Source organism: Bradyrhizobium sp. WSM4873 (genome assembly GCF_055811355.1).
This window is the reverse complement of record NZ_JBVVPS010000004.1, coordinates 72,648-88,105: the sequence shown is the minus strand read 5'-3', so window position 1 is coordinate 88,105 and position 15,458 is coordinate 72,648. Positions and strand designations below refer to the sequence as shown.

13 protein-coding genes are annotated in these 15,458 nt (G+C 61.9%); 9 read left to right on the top strand and 4 right to left on the bottom strand.

The genetic code is table 11. The features are described 5' to 3' along the window. Nucleotides 1–24 precede the first annotated feature (24 nt). The gene (locus AC0L21_RS08855; RefSeq protein ID WP_085351231.1) at nt 25–462 is read left to right on the top strand and encodes a hypothetical protein; all 438 of its coding nucleotides are present in this window, start codon (nt 25–27) and stop codon (nt 460–462) included. Between the two features lie 175 nt (nt 463–637). Beyond that, nucleotides 638–1,108 (top strand): hypothetical protein, encoded by a 471-nt coding sequence (locus tag AC0L21_RS08850; protein ID WP_473260283.1) that lies wholly within the window; start codon nt 638–640, stop codon nt 1,106–1,108. 97 nt (nt 1,109–1,205) lie between these two features. Here AC0L21_RS08850 and ppk2 read toward each other — a convergent pair whose 3' ends face one another. Continuing rightward, nucleotides 1,206–2,006, bottom strand: coding sequence for a polyphosphate kinase 2 (gene ppk2 / locus AC0L21_RS08845; RefSeq protein ID WP_473260279.1), 801 nt, complete (start codon nt 2,004–2,006; stop codon nt 1,206–1,208). A gap of 36 nt (nt 2,007–2,042) precedes the next feature. Further along, nucleotides 2,043–2,495: a hypothetical protein gene (locus tag AC0L21_RS08840; RefSeq protein ID WP_085351234.1), complete on the bottom strand. Its 453-nt coding sequence runs from the start codon at nt 2,493–2,495 to the stop codon at nt 2,043–2,045. A gap of 181 nt (nt 2,496–2,676) precedes the next feature. Between AC0L21_RS08840 and AC0L21_RS08835 the strand changes: the two genes are divergently transcribed. The 7 genes from AC0L21_RS08835 (at nt 2,677) to AC0L21_RS08805 (ending at nt 10,018) form a co-directional block, all read left to right on the top strand. Then, the gene (locus AC0L21_RS08835) at nt 2,677–3,087 is read left to right on the top strand and encodes a hypothetical protein (RefSeq protein WP_473260663.1); all 411 of its coding nucleotides are present in this window, start codon (nt 2,677–2,679) and stop codon (nt 3,085–3,087) included. Continuing rightward, nucleotides 3,080–4,312, top strand: a complete 1,233-nt coding sequence (locus AC0L21_RS08830; protein ID WP_027517207.1) for an HlyD family secretion protein — start codon at nt 3,080–3,082, stop codon at nt 4,310–4,312. Before AC0L21_RS08835 ends, AC0L21_RS08830 begins: the two co-directional genes overlap by 8 nt. A gap of 113 nt (nt 4,313–4,425) precedes the next feature. Next, nucleotides 4,426–5,769, top strand: coding sequence for a TAXI family TRAP transporter solute-binding subunit (locus AC0L21_RS08825; protein ID WP_473260661.1), 1,344 nt, complete (start codon nt 4,426–4,428; stop codon nt 5,767–5,769). Between the two features lie 149 nt (nt 5,770–5,918). Continuing rightward, nucleotides 5,919–6,911 carry an ABC transporter substrate-binding protein gene (locus AC0L21_RS08820; protein ID WP_473260276.1) on the top strand — a complete coding sequence of 331 codons (993 nt, stop codon included), beginning with the start codon at nt 5,919–5,921 and terminating at the stop codon, nt 6,909–6,911. A 104-nt stretch (nt 6,912–7,015) separates the two neighbouring features. Further along, entirely contained in the window at nt 7,016–8,653 is a 1,638-nt protein-coding gene (locus AC0L21_RS08815; protein WP_473260659.1) for a DUF3300 domain-containing protein, read from the top strand. Then, nucleotides 8,650–9,567, top strand: coding sequence for a DUF2950 domain-containing protein (locus tag AC0L21_RS08810; protein WP_473260273.1), 918 nt, complete (start codon nt 8,650–8,652; stop codon nt 9,565–9,567). Before AC0L21_RS08815 ends, AC0L21_RS08810 begins: the two co-directional genes overlap by 4 nt. A 49-nt stretch (nt 9,568–9,616) precedes the next feature. Beyond that, the gene (locus AC0L21_RS08805) at nt 9,617–10,018 is read left to right on the top strand and encodes a hypothetical protein (RefSeq protein WP_473260271.1); all 402 of its coding nucleotides are present in this window, start codon (nt 9,617–9,619) and stop codon (nt 10,016–10,018) included. A 41-nt stretch (nt 10,019–10,059) separates the two neighbouring features. Here the strand turns inward: AC0L21_RS08805 and AC0L21_RS08800 are convergent, their stop codons facing one another. Beyond that, nucleotides 10,060–11,751: an MASE4 domain-containing protein gene (locus AC0L21_RS08800; RefSeq protein ID WP_473260269.1), complete on the bottom strand. Its 1,692-nt coding sequence runs from the start codon at nt 11,749–11,751 to the stop codon at nt 10,060–10,062. A gap of 600 nt (nt 11,752–12,351) precedes the next feature. Continuing rightward, nucleotides 12,352–14,769 carry an autotransporter family protein gene (locus tag AC0L21_RS08795; protein ID WP_473260267.1) on the bottom strand — a complete coding sequence of 806 codons (2,418 nt, stop codon included), beginning with the start codon at nt 14,767–14,769 and terminating at the stop codon, nt 12,352–12,354. Between the last annotated feature and the right edge of the window lie 689 nt (nt 14,770–15,458).

Genomic DNA, 15,458 nt, shown 5'->3' with positions numbered 1-15,458 from the left:
TCACAACCAGAGGAAAGAAAAGTCATGAGAAAAGTCGCTATTTATGCCGCCCTGGTCGCCTCGCTGGCAGGCGTCGCCGGATTCAGCACGCCATCGCGGGCAGAGACCGGCCAAGTTGCCGTTGTCTTCACCAAGGGTGGCTTCATCGTTGGCGTCGGTGGGGGCGAGGGCGTTCTGCTGTATCGCGGCCACAAATACCCGTTCACCGTCTCCGGCATGAGCGTCGGCTTCACGATCGGCGCTTCGACCACCAAGCTGGTCGGTCGTGCCCTCAACCTGAGGGGGCCGGAGTCGCTCGAAGGCTCCTACGCTGTCGGCGGTGCGGGCGGTGCCATCGCTGCCGGCGCAGGTGCCGTTCAGCTACAGAACGGCAACGGCGTGATTCTGCAGCTTAGCGGGCCGAAGGTCGGTGCGGAGCTGTCAGCCGCTGTGGGGGGCGTGACGATAGCTTTGAAGCGGTAGAGCGGCAGTCGCGCCGCTTCGGCGGTCGCGGCGCTCTAGCTTGAATGGCGGCTGCTTTTCTCATGCACGTAAGTCGGGGAAGCGGCCGCAAATCAGCGCCAGGTCGGGTGCCAACCGCGGTTCGCGAGGCATCGTCGAAGCGGATCACGGCACCCATATCGAGGGAGGACACGCCATGCTTCGTTATCTCTTAGCTCTTGTTGCGGCCGTCGTTCTTCTCACGGCCACGCTTATTCCCGATGATGCCTATGCCCGCCGCGGAGGTGGCGGTGGTGGCTATCGCGGAGGTGGAGGGGGCATGCGCGCCGGAGGTTTTCATGGCGGTGGCTATCGTGGCGGCGCCGTTCACGCGGGGCGGATCCATGGTGGAGGCGGACGCCATTACGCAGGAGGTCCGCGGCCGAGCCATCCGATCGCCGGTCGTCCGGGTCGTCCTGGTTACCCCGTTGCGGGCCGTCCCGGCCGCCCCGTCGCCGGTTATCCTGGAGGCTATCCGCGATATGGCTATCGAGGCGCGGCTTACGGTGCTGCTGCCGTCGGTGCGGCCGCTGCGGGCGCCTACGGATACTACAACAACAACTACAACAACGGTTGCTATCAGGACACGTACGGCAACTGGGTCTGTCCCAACCAGTACCCGTATTGAAAGAATGCGCTGCTGACGGGCCCAGCGAAGTCCGTCGGCAGCATCGATCTGACCGATCAGCGATCGGACCGCGCTGGCCGTGCGGCCGATCACCTCGTCAATAGCGTTCGGCGACGAAGTTCATTCCGCGCAGGCCGGCCTGGTCATTGTAGCGCCCCTTGTCGGAGCGCTTCGGCAGCTTCACCTTGTCCTTCTTGATCCGCTTGTGCGGGATAGCCTCCAGGATGTGCGCGATACAGTTCAGCCGCGCCCGCCGCTTGTCGTCGGAGCGAATGATGTACCAAGGCGCGTCCTTCGTGCTCGTCTTCTTGAGCATCAGGTCACGCGCGCGCGAATAATCATACCAGCGTTTGAAGGATTCGAGGTCCATCGGGCTCAACTTCCATTGCCGCACCGGATCGTCGATGCGGGCGTTGAAGCGGCGCTCCTGCTCGTCCATCCCGACCTCGAGCCAGATCTTGATCAGGATGATGCCGCCGTCGATGGCGTACTTTTCCACCTGCGGGCAGAGCGACAGGAAACGATCGTGCTCGGCGGGCGAGCAGAATCCCATGACATATTCGACGCCGGCGCGATTGTACCAGCTCCGGTCGAAGATCACGATCTCGCCGCCGGCCGGAAACTGCTTCATGTAGCGCTGGAAGAAAAGCTGCGTCTTTTCGCGATCCGATGGCGCCGGAAGCGCCACCACCCGGAATACGCGCGGGCTGACCTTTTCGGTGATCGCCTTGATCGTGCCGCCCTTGCCGGCCGCGTCGCGGCCTTCGAACAGGACGATGACCCGAAGCTTGTTCTCCTTTACATAATCCTGGAGGTGGCAAAGCTCGATCTGGAGCTTTTCGAGCTCCTTCTCGTAGTCCTTGCGCTTCATCCGCTCTGAGGCTTCGTCCTTTGCCATGCCGCTCCGCCTTCTCTTAACTCGGCCGAAACGTGATCAGTCGCCCCAGGAAATGATGACCCCGATGTCGCCGGGGACGCCGTCAGGAAAGTCGACGACCTGGTAGCCGATGCGATAGCCGCGCGGCTTGAGGTATTCGGTCCAGAGTTCGAAGATCTCTTTTGGAATTCCCGTCAGCGTTTTCTCCCAGCCCGCCTCCATCTGGTTGATCGCACGGCCCTTGTCCGTGCACAGTGTATTCGGGAAGCGATAGACCTGCACTTCGGTCAGCCCGTTGCGAACCGCGCGCTGGATGATGGTCGAGGCGAGCTTGATTTTCTCTTCCTCGGATTTGCCGGACGGTTTGCTCAGCCGTTCGATCAGAGCGCGTTTCTCGGCTTCGGCCGCGGCGGCGAGGCGAACATATTCCTCGGCCTTTCTGGCTTCCTCGAGCGCAGCTTCCTTGCGAATTTGCAGTGCGTTGGGAATGAGCTCATCGATGCCGGGCATGATTGGTGCGTTCCTGGCTTGCTGTGGGATCGGAGTCAGGGCTAAGCTAAGTTTCGCGCCGTTCGGACCTTTGATTCATATCAAGCAATTTTCTCACCTGCGCGGCCACGGTAACGAGCCGGCGCGCAGACCGCCCTGATCCCTTCTGTGGAGGCGACCATTGAGCGAGCAACTTCATCCGATGGCCCCGCATCATCTGCCGTTCTACGTCGCGCCTGGAAGCGGCACGGACGTGCTGATGGTGGTGATGGGGATCTTCCTGATCGGCACCGTACTCTGGGTTGGCACGCTCTATTGGAAGCTGCACAGCCTGCCGGAACGAATGGCCCACAAGTCGCAGAAGCTTCAGTTCGAGATCGTGGCCGTGCTGGGCATCATCTCGCTCTTTACGCATATGCACATTTTCTGGGTGGCCGGCCTTCTGCTCGCGATGATCGACTTGCCGGATTTCGGCACGCCGCTGCGGAGTATCGCAGGCTCTGTCGAGAGGATCGCCGATGCCGCGCCCGGCGAGGGTCGCGAGCCCGAACTCCCTGACTTGCCGCCGGTTGAAAAGCCGATCGTCAAGGGAAAGGAACACAGCCATGTTTGAGCTCATGTTCTGCTCCCTCCTGACCATCCTGCCGGACTACCTCTACCGCCGCTATGCCCAGGGCAAACGTTTCGGCAAGGAGATCACCTTCTTTTCCATCTGGTATGAATTGCGATGGGGCATCACCGGCTGCCTGATGCTGACGATTTCGCTGATCACGATGATCTTCTACTTTCACCCGTCAACGACCTCGGCCGCGCTCTATTTTCGGACGGTCCCCATCCTTCCTGAAGGCTCCGGCCGCGTCGCGGAAGTCAATGTCGGCTACAGCGAGGCAGTGAAGAAAGGCGATGTGCTGTTCAGGTTGGACAGTTCGAAGCAGAAGGCCGCCTTGGAGACGGCCACGCGCAAGATCGCCGAGGTCGACGCCGCGATGACAAGCGCCGAAAACGACGTGGTCAAGGCCGAAGCGCAGATCCAGGAAGCCAAGGCCAGCCTTCAGCAGGCCAAGGACGAGCTGGACGTCAAGACGGAGCTGCAGCGCCGCAATCCCGGTATCGTCCCGCAACGTGATATCGAGAAACTACAGGTCGTGGTCAACCAGCGGCAGGCTGGTGTGGACTCGGCCACCGCGTCCAAAACGTCGGCGATGTTGCGGCTTTCAACGCTGTTGCCGGCTGAAAAAGCGAGCGGCCAGGCGGCGTTGGCTGAAGCGCAGGTCGATCTCGACAAGACCTTTGTTCGCGCCGGCGTCGACGGACGGGTCGAACAGTTCCTCGTTCGGACTGGCGATCTCGTTGCCCAGATCATGCGACCAGCCGGCGTGTTGATACCGGCGGATGCCGGTAGGGGTAGGCTGCAGGCCGGGTTTGGACAGATTGAAGCGGGGGTGGTGAAGGTAGGGATGGTCGCAGAAGCGACCTGCATCTCCAAGCCATGGGTCATCATTCCGCTCATTGTCACCGATGTGCAGGATTACATCGCCGCCGGCCAGGTCCAGGCTGGCCAGGAATTGATTGAAGCTCAGAATGCACGCAAGCCGGGTTCGATCCTCGCCTTCCTAGAGCCGCTGTACAAGGGCGGACTTGAAGGCGTGACGCCGGGCAGTAGCTGCATCGTCAATGCCTATACCAGCAATCACGAGGAGATCTCTGCGAAGGAGACGGGCACGGCTCGGGCCGTCGCTCTGCATGTCGTCGATGGCGTCGGGCTCGTGCACGCCATGCTGTTGCGAATTCAGGCGCTGCTGCTGCCGATCAAGACGCTGGTGCTGAGCGGGCACTGACCGGCTTCGCTTTGGTTTGAATCGCACTTCGGTTCAGCGATGCGCCTCAGTTGAGCCGGTCTGGCCTCATGAGCCAGTCCGACCACCGAGCGTATATTCACTATGAGCGCCACATGGTCCCCGCAAAAATGCAGATCTGGCTTCGTTCCATCATTGTCGCCAGCGCTGTTGTGCTCGTGCTTGGAGCTGGCCTGTTCGGCTACCGGTGGTATTCTCGCCCTACGACGCTGACCATCGCCGTCGGATCGCTGGACGGTGAGGCGGCGCGTCTGGTCTCGGCGCTGGCGAGCCGGCTTGCCGTCGTGAACGCCCCGGTCCGGCTCAAGTTGGTGGAATCCACCAACGCGGTTGATGCTGCCGAGCAGTTTGCGGCGGAAAAGGTCGAGCTTGCTGTCGTCCGCGGCGACGTCGGCGACCTATCGCAGGCGCAGGCCATCGTGGTTCTCGCTCACGCCGTTGTCCTGCTGGTTGCGCCGCCGGGCTCCTCCATTACCGAAATCGCTGGTCTGAAGCGCACCAGCGTCGGCGTGATCGGCGGCGAGATGAATCGCAAGATCGTCGACGTCCTCAGCGACGAATACGGCCTTGGACGCGCCAACGTGACATTCCGCAATCTCCAACCAGCAGACGCGCGGCGGGCACTCGATGCCAAGGAGGTACGGGCGATTCTGATCGTCGTTCCCCTTGCGGAAAAGTATCTTGCCCTCTTGCGCGGCCTCTTTCTGCAAACGCCGAAGACCGCACCGGTCCTCCTTCCCGTCGAGGCGGCTGGTGCCATCGCGGAAAAGCAGCGCGCCTATGAAAGCTTCGATGTCCCGAAGGGCACGCTGCGCGGTTCGCCGCCTGTCCCGAGCGAGGATCTCACCACGCTGCGGGTGTCGTTCTATGTGGTCGCGCAAAAGCAGCTCAGCGCAGAGGTGGCGGGCAGCCTGGCCGACGCGCTGATGAAGGCGCGCAGGGATCTGCTGGGTGAATTGCCAATCCTCTCGCAAATGACCGCGCCGAGCACGGATTCGGACGCCTTCCTCCCGGTTCATCCTGGCGCCGCAGCATTCTACAACGGAACGCAGCAGAGCTTTCTAGACGAATGGGGAAACGCGATCTTCCTCGCGCCCATGATTTTCGGCGGCTTCATCTCTATATTGGCGGCGGCTTGGAAATTCCTTCAGGTGCGTGATCCCTCTAAGGACGAACGGGGCCTGGACTTGCTGTATGCGCTGGGCGCGCGGATACGCAAGACGGAGGCGGAGGCCGAACTGTCCGATATCGAGGTCGAGATCGACCGGGTGCTCCAGGGCCAGCGCGCCAAGGCCGCTGCAGGAGACGAGAATGCGCTCGATGTCACGACATTGAATGTCGCTGCGCATCGTCTTCAGAGCCTGATTCACGACCGTCGGATCCTGCTGTCCGCGAATGGACATGAGCAAGCGCTCGGTCAGCCAGTTGACCGCACCTGACGGTGGTCACTCCAGACCAAGCCGAATCACGACCGAACCCAAGCTCAGCGACCTTGATCTTGATCAAACCCTCCGGCCGCCAACCCCGTTTCCTTCAGCAATCGCGTCAAGCGAAGGGTGCGGGACATTCGGGGGATAGCGGACGGGCAATGAAGCGTCGTGAGTTCATGGCCTTGGTCGGGGCTGCAGTCGCTTGTCCGGTTTTCGCGCACGCTCAGGACGGGGCACCGCGGCCGATGCCGTCGGTCGGCGTGCTGACTGGCAACTTGGTGGGCGATGGCGGCGCTCAGATGCGCGTCAATGCCTTTCAGCAGGGTCTCGCCGACCTCGGCTGGATCGCCAATCAGAACTACCGACTCGATGTGCGCTGGCCGGGCTCCAATCCGACATGGCAGGAACGTGAAGCTCGCGAACTTGTTGCCACCGGACCCGACGTGCTGTTTGCGACCAGCACGGCGACGACTCGGGCGCTGCGGGCTGCAACGCAGGTCATTCCGATCATCTTTGTCGGGCTCTCGGATCCGGTCGGGACAGGCCTCGTCGTCGATCTGGCAAGGCCGACCAGCAATCTTACCGGCTTCTCGCTTTACGAGCATGCTATGAGCGGGAAATGGCTGAGCCTGTTGAAGGACATGGTGCCCAGCATGAGCAGTGCGATGCTTCTGTACAATCCCGAGACCGCGCCATATGCGCCCCTTTATCTTCAGGCCGCACACCAGGTGGAAAGTCGCCTGCGCATGACGGTTACCGGCGCCTCCGTCCGCAGCGGCGCCGAGATCGCGGGGGTCATCGAGACGGCGGCGCGGAATGGTAGCGGGCTCGTCGTGCTGCCGGATGGCGGTTTCTTCAGTACTCAGAGCGCCATGGCAATCCCGTTGCTGGCCCAGCGCCGCGTGCCGGCGATCTTCGCCGTCCGCTTCTATGCTGTGAATGGCGGGCTGATGTCTTATGGCGCCGACCTGACGCAACAGTTTCGGGACGGCGCTGGCTATGTCGCTCGCATCCTGCGCGGCGCCGAGGTCCGCAGTCTTCCGGTGCAATTCGCCACGAGGTTTGATCTCGTTATCAACGTGAGAGCCGTCCACGCGCTTGGGTTGGCGATCCCGGAACGATTGCTGATGGAGGCTGAGCTGATCGACTAGCTTGCTCGGGCGTGGCGGGGGATGAGGCAGCGTTTCGTTGATCTCGATCAACAAACGCCAGCTCTCGGGTCTGATGATCGGCGGACATGTGTATGGAGGATCTGATGTTTTGCTGCGGCAGGACCTTGATGGCGCTTGCGCTCGTGATCGCGATTCCGCTGGCGGCGGCGGCGCAGACCGCAGATAAGGCGCCGGCCTCCAGCCCACAGCAGGCAAATCCCCCCGCGCAAGCCGCAGAGCTTCTGAAACCGGAGCAACTCGAAGCTCTGGTCGCGCCGATTGCGCTCTATCCCGACGAGTTGCTTGCCAACGTGCTGGCGGCTTCCACCTATCCCCTGGAAGTCGTTCAGGCCGATCGCTGGCTGAAGGAGCGCAAGACTCTGAAGGGTGATGCCCTGAAGACTGAAGTCGAGAAGCAGCCGTGGGATGACAGCATCAAGGCGCTGGCCTCGACTGCTGAGGTCCTGGCCATGATGAGCGACAAGCTCGACTGGACCAAGGCGCTGGGCGACGCCGTCCTGGCACAGCAGCCGGATGTGATGGATGCGGTCCAGCGGCTGCGGACCAAGGCTTATGACAACAAGAAGCTGGTGACCACCAAGCAGCAGAAGGTGAGCGTCAAGACCGAGGAAAGCAGGCAGGTGGTCGTGATCGAGCCGGCGGTTCCCGACACGATGTATGTGCCGTATTACGAGCCTGCGACAGTCTACGGCGCGTGGCCCTACACCGAGTATCCACCATATTACTTCGGCTACCCGTCCTACATCGGCGCAGGCGTCGTCGCGGCGGGTCTCGCCTTCGGCACGGCCTGGGCCATCGGTCGCTGGGGCAATTATTGGGGCGGCGGCTGCAACTGGGGCAACCGCAACGTCTATATCAATCACCGGACTACGAATATCGGAAATGGGTGGCAGCACAATCCCTCGCATCGCCAAGGGGTACGCTACAACAACGCCAACGTTCAGCAGCGCTTCGGCAATAGCAATCTGAAGGCCGGCGCCGCCGACCGGATGGATTTCCGCGGCCGCGACGGACAGCAGAAGCCGGGACAGGATCGGCCAGGTGGCGCAGATCGCGCCGGTGACCGTGCGGGAGATCGCGCTGGCGACCGAGGTGGCGACCGTCAAGGCGCCGGCGATCGCGCCAAGGCCGGAGGCGATCGCGCCAAAGGTGGCGGCGATCGCGCGGCGAAGGGCGGTGGTGCCAAGAATGCCGGTGCAAAGAGTGCTGGCCCTAAGGCGGGCGGTGCCAAGGGCGGCGGCACCAAGGCCGCGAACCGCGGTGGTGGCGGCGGCGCCCTGAACGTATCGTCGGGCCGCTCGGCGGCCGCAGCGTCGGCCCGTGGCCAGGCGAGCATGGGACCGCGCGGTGGCGGCGGCGGAGGTGCGAGCTTCGCCGGCCGAGGCGGCGGCGGAGGCTTCCAGGGTGGAGGTGGCGGAGGCCGTGGTGGTGGTGGTGGTGGTGGCGGCGGACGACGTTCCGATATCGCGCTGAAGCACGATGTCGTTTTGCTCGGCCATCTCGCAAGCGGCCTTGGTTATTACCGCTTCAGCTATATCGGGAGCGACAAGGCCTATGTCGGCGTCATTGCGCAGGAAGTCGAGGATGTGAATCCGGTAGCCGTCACCCGCGGAGCCGACGGCTATCTCCGGGTCTATTACGAAAAGCTCGGTCTGAAATTCCGTACCTATCGTGATTGGCTCGAGAGCGGCGCGCGGATTCCTGCAGGGGTGACGCCATGATGGGTTTGAAGTCGCTTCATCGTGCGGCGTTGCCGGCCATCATGGCGCTGGCGCTCCTGAATTCGCCGTCCCTGGCGCAGCAGTCCTATCCGACACCGGAGGATGCGGCAGCGGCGCTCGCTGCCGCCGTCAAAAGCGGGCCGGACCGGGCCATCCTGAAAGTGCTCGGCAGCGCTGCCGAGGACATCGTCTCGTCCGGTGATGAGGTTGCCGACGTCGACATCCGGAAACGCTTCATCTCGATGTATGATGCTAAGCATTCGGTAAAGACAGAGGGTAACAAGAAGGCGATGCTGATGTTGGGTCCGGACGACTTCCCGTTCCCGATTCCGCTCGTCAACACCAAGACCGGCTGGGAATTCGATGCCACTGAAGGCCGCATCGAAGTGCTGTATCGCCGCATCGGCCGCAATGAGCTCGACGCGATCCAGACCAGTCTCGCCTTTGTCGATGCCGAGAACGAGTACGCCGACAAGGATCGCGGTGAGGGTATTGGCGTGTACGCGCAGCGCATCGTCAGCAGCGCGGGCAAGAAGGACGGGTTGTTCTGGCGCGACGACAGCGACCCGAGCCCGCTCGGTGCACTGGCTGCCCAGGCTTCGTCCGAAGGCTACAAGACTGAGGAGGGCCCGGCGCCCTACCACGGCTACTATTTCCGCATCCTGAAAGGGCAGGGGGCGAACACGCCAGGCGGCGCGCTGAACTATGTCGTCAACGGCAAGATGATCGGAGGTTTCGCGCTCATCGCCTGGCCTGCCGAGTACGGCAATTCGGGCGTCATGACCTTCCTGGTCAACCACGCGGGCGTTGTCTACCAGAAGGATCTTGGGCCTCGAACCAAAGTCCTCGCTTCCCGTATCACCGCATTCGACCCGGACCAGACCTGGAAGAAGGTCGATGGTGCAAAACCCTGAGCGACTGACGGAGATACTGCGTCGGCTACGTGGGCGCCTTTCCGCCCTCATGCTCATCGCATTGATTGTCCCCACGACGCCCATCTTTGCGCAGGCCTCGGGTCAGGTTCGGGTCAAGATCATGAAGGCCGGGCTACTGGTGGGCGGCGGCGCCGGGAAAGGCGTGCTCACCTTTCGCGGCCGCAACTACCCGTTCCACGTCAGCGGCTTGAGCCTGGGAGTTACCGTCGGCGCCAGCTTCGGTCGGCTCGAGGGCTGGGCTTCGGGCATTCGTGAGATCAGCGACTTTGCCGGCACGTACAGCTCGGTTGGGGGCGGGGCTGCCCTTGCCGGCGGCATCAATGGCGTCCAGCTGCGCAACGACAAAGGCGTCACGATGGTGCTGCAGGGACCAAAAGCTGGGCTGGAGTTTGCCGCCAACCTCAGCACGATCATGATCTCTCTGAAGTGAGCGCGAGCGAAATGCGGAACGGTCGCGACCGTCCCGTATCGTCATTGCGCCGAAGCGGGAGCGGAGATGGGCATTTCCAGTTCGAAAACGGAGCCCTTGACGGCCGATTTGACTAACCTCAGCTTTCCTCCGCACCTTGCAGCCAGGTTGGAGGAGATGGCGAGCCCCAATCCCATACCCCCTTGTTTCGTCGTGAAGAACGGGTCGAAGATGCGCTCTTGATCGCCTGGTGAGACGCCGGTGCCGGAATCTTCAACGGACAAATAGACCGTTGTGCCATCATCAAGTCTGGTTTTGATACGGAGCTCTCGTTGATTGGCGGGGACCGAGCTCATTGCGTCGATTGCATTCTTGCAGAGGTTCAAGACAATCTGCTGAAGCTCAGTGCCGTCCAGGGCGGCTGGAGGAATGTTGCTCTGAAACTCCGTAGCTACGGATATCCCGTTGGCCTGGAGATCGTGCTTCAACAGTCTCAGCGCAAGCTCTGCGACATCCTCGACGTTCGTCGAAGCGCCGCCGTGCGCCGTTTTGATCGTCATCTCGCGAATGCTCGATATGATGTCGGCGGCGCGGTTGCCGTCGGCTTCGATGTCGCAGAGGATGTTCTCGAGGTCCTCCAGTTCAGGGGAGGCAGCTCGCAGGTGACTGAGCCCTGTCGCTGCATTGAGCGAGATGGCCCCCAAGGGCGATCTCAGCTCATGGGCGAGCGCGCCAGTGACCGCGTCGATACTGAGAAGCCGGTTCGCTCTTTCGCGTCGCTGCAGGGCAGTGACGCTGGCGAGACGCGAATAGATATAAATCGTTTCAACGAGTAATACGGTCAGCAACATGCAGCTGCCGACTAGAACAAAGCCGCGTGCTGCATACCAACCAATGGTGAATCGAACCGAGCTGCCGATGATCGCCACCAGGAAATTGGGCAAGTAGGCGAGCAAAGTCACCATTAGCCAGAGGTCAAGAATGGTGCGCATCCGCACAAACAAGACGGTGAGAGCAGTCATATTCCATAGCAAGAGTATCAGGTTGACCTGATTGCCGAGGGGGGTCTGATGCCTGACATCGTTCACGTAGAAGCTGGGGAGAAATTCAGCTTTCGCGGTAACCATCCACGTCAGTCCTGCCACGGTGGCGATGCAGCCGATAGCTGTTGCGATCGCCGCTATTGCAGGTCTGCTTGGTCTGCCGGCGGTCGACTGATCCTTCGTGAACCCGTAGCCAAGGATCGCCGCAGGGAAGGTTGTGTGCCAAAGCACGTAAAGCCAAGCGGGGCTGTTCAGTCCATCCCCAATGACACCCGCGGAAGCATACCCGTTCGGAAACGCGAGCGTTTGCAAAAATGCGAACGATCCGCTGAAAACGTATCCACTTGCGAGCGCGAGAAGTGCCTGCTGAGGTTGGATCGAAAATTGAGCAAACAGCAGGGCCGCCGTGATGAACTCGGCAAGGGCCAGGGCGGTCTGCAAAACCGGAACGAAGCCATTGATCTGGCCCAACTGGATTCTGGCGAACGGTGCGATCACTGCCGCCAGGACGATGAGAAAGACGGCGACACCCACCGCCCAGGCCTTTTGGCGGGCGGTTGCGGGCATGTTCGCGATGATCAAGGGGAACTCCTGATCATCCTCATGAGGGGGCTCTCCAGCCGCCCTTGCCAATCGCTCGCCCGCTCGCGCAATGCGCGGCCCTGATGCTGCCGCACCGCCGACAAGACTCTTCAACTTGCGCTGGCTCATGCCGCCTCCGGGCACCGCGAGACACATCCTACTCGTCTAAACGCCCTCAGTGAAGCGCCTGATTGGGTGGTGGGTATAGACTGGGGCAATGGAGGAATTCCCGCCAATGGTGCGGATGGTGTGCTCCCGATCGACACGCTCGGCGAACGTCGCCAAGAATGACTCGGATTGTGCTTTGGGTAGGTCAACCGCTGCGCATCCATCAGCTCGCGTGTCGAGTGATCCAGCTCACCGCCATTGACACCGCCATTGACTATGACGCGGCCGTCGCGATGGTCTTCCAGCCGGCTCATGCAACGGATTATCGTCGAATTGGCGGACCTCGGTCACGACGCGCTCGCCGTGTCGCGAAGTTGTGGTTCACGCGCCCCCTGCAGCTCCTCCGCCAGATCGCCGGGCCGCGACAAACAGGCAAGCCGCCCAACCGCCTCAGACAACTGGCACCAATTCAGCGTGCAGTCCCATCCGTTATCCTTCAGCCAGAAGATTTCCGTCGTCGAAGTGGTGGCCGGGAGAAGGTGAACGGGACGGAGGCGGGAATGGGATTTGCAAGATCACTTTATTGCTCTTAGCTATTCTTTTCTCCGGATGCCGTCGAGTTCACCACGCATATCGTATACCAGCCGCTCCGCGGACGCCGTCGCGCCTGCCTCCGTCGGTATCGCTGACAGCGAACTGGTAGTCGGCATTGGCGTAGAAGCTGACGTTGGCGTTCATCCTCACACTCACCCCACCTCCCAGTTGCAGCCGCGTGGCCTGCTCAAGCAAGGGCACTAGATCGACACCGGAAAACGTCGTCGTCGCCTGCGCCGCCCAATCGCGCCACAGGTTGGCGCGCACATAAGGTTGCCACACCTGGCCGCTGTCACTGACGATGGTCCATCGGCCGCGTAGCCCGATCCGCCCGCTGGTGCCCGACGTTGTACCCAGTGCAACCGCACCCAGACCGTCATTGGCGTCGTCGAATGAGACATGTTGCCAGACGATCTGCGCCTGCGGCTCCAGCACGAAGCCCGGTCCGAACATCGGCAGCCGGATCGGATAGCCCGTCTCCAGCGACGAGAGGAAGCCGAAACCGGTGGTTGAAAGGCTGGCGAATTGCGTGGAGGCCGCGCCTTCGTAGCGCGTCGCCTGCGCCACTGCGTCGAGGTACCAGTCATTCGGGCCGTAATGCGTCCAGTAAGCGCCGCCCGACCATGCATTGAGATTGAGACCGCCGGTGTGACGGAGCACGTAGCCGGTCGCTGCTTCGTTAGTGACGAGGCCGCTCACATCGACATTGGCGTTGGCATATCCGACATAAATGCCTCCGGCATCGCGATGGCCCGGTATCCATTCGCTACGCCAGAGATCCATTCCGCTCTGAAAACCCAGCACCTGTCCGGAGGTGCGCGGATCAGCGAACGCCTTGTAGTGGTTGTCGATCTGCTGGCCGAGGAACCGGCCCCAGACCGAAGGTCCCCAGCTGGCGTTCAGGCAATCGGTCGACGCCTTCACCGGTGCCTTGCGCGGCATCCTGTCCCACGTGTTATCACCGGTTGGGCACGGCGTGTCCGTGTTTGCGGTCGGCGATGTATCGCCGTTGCGTTCATGCAAGGTGCCAAGCGTCGTCATCCCCAATTGCCGGGCGATCGGCTGGACCACGCCATAGGTCGCGATCTCCGGCCCAATAATTGGATAGACGCCCGGCGGCAGCGGCCCTGTCACCGGCGGCTCGGGCGGCAGGATTGGCGGTGGCTCGATCGGCGGCTCGATCGGCGGCTCGATCGGCGGCCCCACGGTGAACGTCGATCGTAGGAACCAGTCGTTGGGACTGTTGCTGGGGTCGAGGCCACCACGGAAGAGAAAATAGTCAAAGGCGCCACCGCGCACCTCGCCGGCAAGCGCGAAAGCACCTTGCGCCGTAGTGCCGCCGTTAATTGCCTGCACCACTGTAATGCCGTTTGCCACCGTTTCAGCGCCGGGGCCGCCGATATTGGTGATGCGCAAGAAGGAATTGCCGGTCGCGCTCCCGCCATTGATGACGAGCCTATCCGACGGGGAACCGTCAGCGCCAAGAAATGTGTTCATCGCGATCGTTCCGCCAATCCCGATGTAGCCGTTGGTCGTCAAGACCGTGCCCGGGGCAGTGCTCGTTCCCATGTTCACCAGACCGCGGTTGGTGAGGCTGAGTACGGTCTGATTGAAGCCGTTGAGATCGAGCGTTCCGGCTGAGGCCACCGCGACTGCCGAATTTGGACTGAACGTATTCACCGCGCCGGCTTCCAACGTGCCCGCGTTGACGTTCGTCGCGCCGAAATAGCTGTTGGCAGCGGTGAGCCTGGTGGTACCGGCAAGCACATTGACGGTGCCGGTACCGCTGATCGTCGGTGCAAACACATAGTCGGCGGACGTATGATTGAAGTTGATTGTGCCGGCGCCGGCGCCAAATGCCACGCTCGGGGTGTTGAGCGTGCCGGGCGCAGCGGCCGGGGCGCTCGCGCCCGCGCCGATGTTGAGCGTTCCAGTCGCACCTGCATTTGCCGCGATCACAACACTAGGCGCGGTAACGACGCCGCCTTCCGCAAGCGTGAGCGTGCCGGTGCCCGAATTGCCGACGTTCACGCCCGAACTGTTACTCCAGAGAGAGCCCGCGCCTGCCACCCTTACCGTACCCAGCGAGCCTGCGCTGCTGCCAACGTTGGCAGTGAACGCAGTGTTATTGATGACCGTCCCACCGCTTGTGATCGTGAGCGTGCCCGTGCCAAAACTGCCGATATTGAACCCGCCGCCTGCTGTGATGTTCAAACTGGAGCCCGGGCCGGTAACCGTCACTGTCCCTGACGAGTTGGTAGACAATCCGACGGAGACGCCGCCGAAACTGTTCACGGTACCGCCGCTTTCGACGGTGAGCGCGCCCGTGCCCAAACCGCCGACCACGAGATTGCCAATGTTCGTCCATGTGGAGCCGGCGTCGGAAACGGACACCGTACCCTGCGAACCCGGCAAATTACCAATAAAGCCGCCTATGTCGGTCAATGTTCCGCCGTTTCGGATGACGAGTATTCCTGTCCCGTTTTGACCGACCGTAAGATTCAGTGCTGTTGCTCCCGGTCCCCTGACCTCCGTCGAATTTGGGATCACCGTGTCAATGTTTGCGCTGGTCGCTGTGTTCGGAACACCGGCGCTCCAGTTTAGAGGGTTAAACCAGCCATTGGAGAATGCCCCGGTCCAGTTTGTCTGGGCGTGTGTCGAAACCGGTGCTGCAGTGACAAGTGCAATCGTTGCTAACAATCCCGATAAAAGATGTCTGCGCGCGGCGCGTGCTGGCGACGTATCGCGGCGCGGTCGGACGAAGAGAAGTCGATCCGGGTCCAAAGCAACCTCCAATCCGCAACGATAAAACGCAGCGGTCACGATGGAGTACAAAGGATCACAATTGTCATGGGATGGTCGTAAGTGTGACGATAGGAGATACAACTTCAGTTTGTTGCGCGCTGATGCTCTTTGGCCACGCAATAGGGAGCGATACTGACCGATCGCCGGCATCACAAATGCCCGCCGCCAACTTTTCGCTGTGCTCCTGAAGTCTGCGCGTATTGTTGCGGGTCCGTGCGACTTGCCGCTCGGCTCCGACTACGATTGGCCAGCGACGGAGGTTCCACGATCTCGCGCGCAGTGCCGGGCAGGAGCCGGGAAGGTCGCGCGCTCGGCAACCCCGAGACATC